This window comes from Stenotrophomonas sp. P5_A8, assembly GCF_056400545.1.
In genome coordinates, this window is record NZ_JBFULB010000267.1 from 1 (window position 1) to 5,272 (window position 5,272).

Consider the following 5,272-nt stretch of genomic DNA (forward strand, 5'->3'; position numbering starts at 1 on the left):
TATCGGTCCAGGTCACCTCGGCCGCCAGCGAAGGGAGCGCCACGGCTGTCAGCACGGCCAGCATCAGGGTGCGCAGGGGAAGCATCWGTTGCATGTCCATCACCAGTAAGTTGCGTACAGGGCCACCAGGATCGCCAGTACCGCAAGCGAGGCGACGTTGAATGACGGGGAGGTGGCATAGCCCACGTCATCGGTACGGATGCGGTCGCGGTCGCCACTGGCGCGGGTAGCCAGCGCAACACCGACCCCAAGCAGCAGGGTCGCCAAGAACACCACGCCCATGCGGTCCAGGAATGGCAGCGACGGCCACAGCAGCTTGAACACCAGCGATAGCAAGAACGAACCCACTGCGGCGGCCAGCGCGCCGGCCTCATTGGCGCGCTTCCAGAACAGACCCAGCAGGAAGATCACCACGATGCCGGGCGTGAAGAAGCCGGTGAACTCCTGGATGTATTGGAAGCCCTGGTCGAACCCGCCCAGCAATGGGCGTGCGGTCATCACCGCGACGATGATGGCGATGGAGGCGGCAATGCGGCCCACCCGCACCAGCTTCGCCTGCGAGGCGTCCGGCGCGCGCTTGGCGTAGAAATCCAGGGTGAAAATGGTCGCCACCGAATTGATCTTCGAGGCCAGCGACGCGACGATTGCCGCCACCAGCGCCGCGAAGACCAGCCCGAGGATGCCACTGGGCAACAGGGCCAGCATGGTGGGGTAGGCGGCGTCGGGTCGCTCCAGATCCGGCGCCAGCATCACCGCGGCAATGCCGGGCAGAACCACGATGGCCGGGATCAGCAGCTTGAGGGAGGCGGCGAACACCACCCCTTTCTGGGCCTCGCGCAGGTTCTTGGCCGCCAGTGCCCGCTGGATGATGTACTGGTTGAAGCCCCAATAGCTGAGATTGGCGATCCACATGCCGCCCAGCAACACCGAGAGGCCCGGCAGGTCCTTGTAGAACGGGTTGTCCTTGCTCAGGATCATCTCGAACCGCTCCGGGTGCTGCTGCCAGAGGTGCATGAAACCGTCGCTGACGCTGCCATCACCGATTTTGCTTAGTGTGATCACGGTTACCAGTAGGCCCCCCAGCACCAGCAGGCACACCTGCACGATATCGGTCAGCGCCACCGCCTTCAGGCCGCCGTACAGCTGGTAAGCCAGCGCGAACGCGCCGAGCAGCACCAGTGCAACATCCTGGTTGAGGCCAGCAACACCGGCAATGGCAATCGAACCCAACCACAGGATCGAGGTGAGGTTGACGGACACATACAGGCCCAGCCAGAACACCGCCATGAGGGTGCGGATGCGGTTGCCGTAACGCTCTTGCAGGAACTGCGGCATGGTGGTTATGCCATTGCGCAGGAAAATCGGCAGGAACCATTTGCCGACGATCAGTAGGGTGATCGCGGCCATCCACTCATACGACGCGATGGCCAGGCCGATCGCATAGCCCGAACCGGACATGCCGATGATTTGTTCGGCCGAGATGTTGGCTGCGATCAGCGAGGCGCCGATGGCCCACCACGGCAGGCTGCGGCTGGCCAGGAAGTAGTCCTGCGCAGACTTCTGCTGGCCGGCTTTCTCGCGCGATACCCACTGTGCAAGGATGAAAATGCCCGCCAGGTAGGCCAGCACGATGCTGATATCAAGGGTGGAAAGGCTCATGGAATCTCCGCGGAAGTCCCACGCGGTGCGCGGGGCGGCAAGCTGGTGGGGTCGCCGGCGAACCGGGCTTCGGGAAGGCCGGCGATACCGGCGTTTTCGATGGAGAGCAGGTGCCCGGCAAGGGGGTCAACTGCACGCGCGGCGGCATCCAGCCCCTCGTGCGCACTGGTGATGAACAGCGTGCGGTGTCCAGGCCCACCGAAGGCCGGGCGAGTCGGTTGGCTGACCGGCGTGGCAATCGAGCGATCCTCGGTACCGTCGGGCAGGTAACGCACCACGCGTGCATCGCCCCACCGGGCGTTCCAGAGGCCGCCTTCGGCATCGACGGTGCTGCCGTCGGGCTCGCCGGGTTCGGCCTGCAGGTCAACGAACAGCTGCGCCGGCCCGAGCGTCTTGCCGTAATCACATCGCAGGATCTGCTTCTGTAGCGAATCACAGAAGTACATCGTGTCGCCTGAGGGGCTGAAGGTAATACTGTTGGAAATGGCGGCCGGCGGCAGCGGCAGGGTTTCCAAAGTAAGGTCCGCATTGAGGCGGAGGAACGGTGCTACCGCCTGCTTTGGGCCTTCGGCGGGCTCATGCAGCATGCCGAACACGAATCTGCCTTGACGGTCGCAAGCGCCATCATTGGCACGCGTATCGGTGGTTGCCAACCCACGCAGGTCCTGCAGGTCGCGGAATTCATTGCGTTCGGGGTGGAAGAACGCCAGCCGGGAGGCAAGGGCGAGCAGCAGCCAACCGTCCGCTTCGCACAGCGCCATCGCGGCCAGACGCTCCGGCATCGGCCAGCGGGTGATTGCCCCGTCCTGTGGACGGTAGCGCCACAACTTCGACTGCTGGATGTCGGTCCAGTACACCGCCTGCTCGCGGTCGCACCACAGCACGCCTTCGCCCAGGGTGTTTCCCGAGGGAACCGCCACGCTCATCGCGGCGGTCACACCCAGCCTCCGTCCACGATGAAGTCCTGGCCGGTGCACATGCGGCTGTCGTCGGCGGCCAGGAACAGTGCGGCACGGGCAAGATCGTCCGCACGCAGGTAGCCCGGCAGGCATTGCGAGCGCCGCAGCTGCGCTTCACCCTCCGCATCCAGCCACAGCCGCTGCTGTTTCTCGGTGATCACCCAGCCGGGGACCAGCGCGTTGATGCGGATACGGTCCTGGCCCAGCTCGCGGGCCAGCCCGTTCACCAGCCCGTGTACCGCGGATTTGGCCATGGCGTACAGCGGGTAACCACTGTTCTTGATCATCCAGCCGGTCGACCCCAGACAGATGATCGAGCCACCGCCCAGCGACCGCATGTCCGGCGACACGGCCTGGATCGCGAAGTACTGGTGGCGCAGATTGACCGCCACGCTGCGCTCGAAATCGGCCACGCCGGTGTCGGCCAAGGCATGGCGTGCGTCGTTGGCCGCGTTGTTGATGAGCACTGAAAACGGCCCCACCAAGCCACGGGCCTCGGCGACCGTGGCTCGGAAGGCCTCGATATCCGTGATGTCGCAGCGCAGGTAATGCGGTACCGGCTCAACGTCACGCAGCTCATCGAGCAGTGCTTGGGCGCCGCTGTCATCGATGTCCAAGAACGCCACCTTTGCGCCCTGCCGGGCGAAATGCTCMACAAAACCGGCACCAATGCCGGTAGCGCCGCCGGTGATCAATACCGCGCGGCCCTTTAAACTGGGGTAATGGGTCATGGTCTTCACCGCGCTCACCACTCGGCCACGCTGCCATCGGCATGGCGCCAGATCGGGTTGCGCCAGCGGTGGCCTTCAGCGGCTCGCTCGTCGACGTAAACCTGGTTGATCTCGATGCCCAGGCCGGGGCCATTGGGAATCTTGACGAACCCCTCGTTGTAATCGAAGGGCGAGCGGTCAACCAGGTAATCGAGCAGGTCGTTGCTGGCGTTGTAGTGGATGCCCAGGCTCTGCTCCTGGATAAAGGCGTTGTAGCAGACCGCATCCAGCTGAAGATTGGCGGCCAGAGCAATCGGGCCGAGGGGACAGTGCAGGGCGATGGCAACGTCATACGCTTCTGCCATAGCTGCGATCTTGCGGGTTTCGGTAATGCCGCCCGAATGCGAGGGGTCAGGCTGCAGGATGTCCACGCCGCCCGCCTGCAGCACCCGCTTGAAATCGTACCTGGAGTACAGGCGCTCCCCCAGTGCGATCGGGGCGGGGGAGAGGGCCGCCAGTTCCGGAATCGCCTCCAAGTGTTCGGACAACACCGGTTCTTCGATGAACATCAGACCAAACGGCGACAGCTCACGCATGAGCACCTTCGCCATCGGCTTGTGCACGCGGCCGTGGAAGTCCACGGCCAGGCCGATATCGGGGCCGACCGCATCGCGCACGGCCTGTACGTTTTCCAGCACCCGCGTGACCTTGTCATGGGTGTCGACGATCTGCATTTCTTCGGTGCCATTCATCTTCACCGCAGTGAAACCGCGTGCCACCGCTTCGCTGGCCGCACGTGCGGTATCGGCCGGGCGGTCACCGCCGATCCACGAATACACGCGGATGCGGTCGCGCACGGGGCCGCCCAGCAGGGCGTGCACGGGAACGCCTAGCGCCTTGCCATGGATGTCCCACAGCGCTTGGTCGATGCCGGCCAGCGCGCTCATCAGGATCGGGCCGCCACGGTAGAATCCGCCGCGATAGAGCACGTTCCAGTGGTCTTCGATGTGCCGGGGATCCTTGCCGATCAGGTAATCGGAAAGCTCTTCCACCGCAGCGGCCACGGTATGCGCGCGGCCCTCTACGATTGGCTCGCCCCAGCMGATGATGCCGGCATCGGTTTCGATCCGGACAAACAGCCAGCGCGGGGGCACCAGGTAGGTGGTGATGGCAGTGATCTTCATGCATGGGGGTCCGTGTTGGTGCTGCTCCAAGCGTCGATGAACGCGCGCGCGCGGCGCGCCACTTCTGCTGGCGGGGTCTTGGGGGCGTACAGGGCCGAGCCGATGCCGAACCCGGCCGCGCCCGCTTGGCGGTAGGCCGCCATGCGTTCGGGGGTGATGCCGCCCACGGGCAGCAGCGCGGTGCCGGCGGGCAGTACGCTGGACCAGGCTTTCAGCACAGGCGGCGGCAACTGCTCGGCAGGGAACAGCTTCAATGCATCAGCACCGGCACGCAATGCGGCGAACGCCTCGGTGGGCGTGGCCACGCCGGGGGTGCAGCGCATGCCCTTGGCGTGCGCGGCAGCGATGACCTCAACGTCGGCATGCGGCATCACGATGATGCGGCCGCCTGCATTGGCCACGTCATCCACTTGGGCGGTGGTGAGCACGGTGCCCGCCCCGACCAGGCAGCGGTCACCGAGCTGCCTGGCCAGCAATTCGATGCTCTCCAGTGGCTGTGGAGAGTTCAGCGGCACTTCCAGGATATGAAACCCGGCATCGGCAAGTGCGGCACCGACGGCGGGCGCCTCCTGCGGGGTGAGTCCGCGCAGGATGGCAACCAATGGGAGGGGTTGCATCCAGGCGGTGCTCATGGGAAATCCTTCAGCGTGGTGGTTTGCGTGGGGCGCGAATTCCCTTCAGGTTGGCGCGGGAATCGGCAATCATGTCCAACATGGCCGCGCGCGCCGCCTCCGGCTGCTTTAGCCGGATCGCGTCGTAC

Annotated in this window: 5 protein-coding genes; all 5 read right to left on the bottom strand. The window is 65.0% G+C overall.

The features are described 5' to 3' along the window. Positions 1-99: 99 nt before the first annotated feature. The 5 genes from AC1DQP_RS15890 to AC1DQP_RS15910 are packed head-to-tail and all read right to left on the bottom strand — an operon-like array spanning position 100 to position 5,144. Positions 100-1,659: a sodium/sugar symporter gene (locus AC1DQP_RS15890; RefSeq protein WP_478051981.1), complete on the bottom strand. Its 1,560-nt coding sequence runs from the start codon at positions 1,657-1,659 to the stop codon at positions 100-102. Then, a complete protein-coding gene (locus AC1DQP_RS15895; RefSeq protein ID WP_457320986.1) occupies positions 1,656-2,597 on the bottom strand; it encodes an SMP-30/gluconolactonase/LRE family protein in 942 nt (313 codons plus the stop codon). Before AC1DQP_RS15895 ends, AC1DQP_RS15890 begins: the two co-directional genes overlap by 4 nt. Continuing rightward, positions 2,594-3,349 carry an SDR family NAD(P)-dependent oxidoreductase gene (locus AC1DQP_RS15900; RefSeq protein WP_478051982.1) on the bottom strand — a complete coding sequence of 252 codons (756 nt, stop codon included), beginning with the start codon at positions 3,347-3,349 and terminating at the stop codon, positions 2,594-2,596. Before AC1DQP_RS15900 ends, AC1DQP_RS15895 begins: the two co-directional genes overlap by 4 nt. A 14-nt stretch (positions 3,350-3,363) precedes the next feature. Then, positions 3,364-4,512: a galactonate dehydratase gene (gene dgoD, locus AC1DQP_RS15905; RefSeq protein WP_478051983.1), complete on the bottom strand. Its 1,149-nt coding sequence runs from the start codon at positions 4,510-4,512 to the stop codon at positions 3,364-3,366. Next, positions 4,509-5,144: a 2-dehydro-3-deoxy-6-phosphogalactonate aldolase gene (locus AC1DQP_RS15910; RefSeq protein ID WP_457321290.1), complete on the bottom strand. Its 636-nt coding sequence runs from the start codon at positions 5,142-5,144 to the stop codon at positions 4,509-4,511. Before AC1DQP_RS15910 ends, dgoD begins: the two co-directional genes overlap by 4 nt. Positions 5,145-5,272 lie beyond the last annotated feature (128 nt).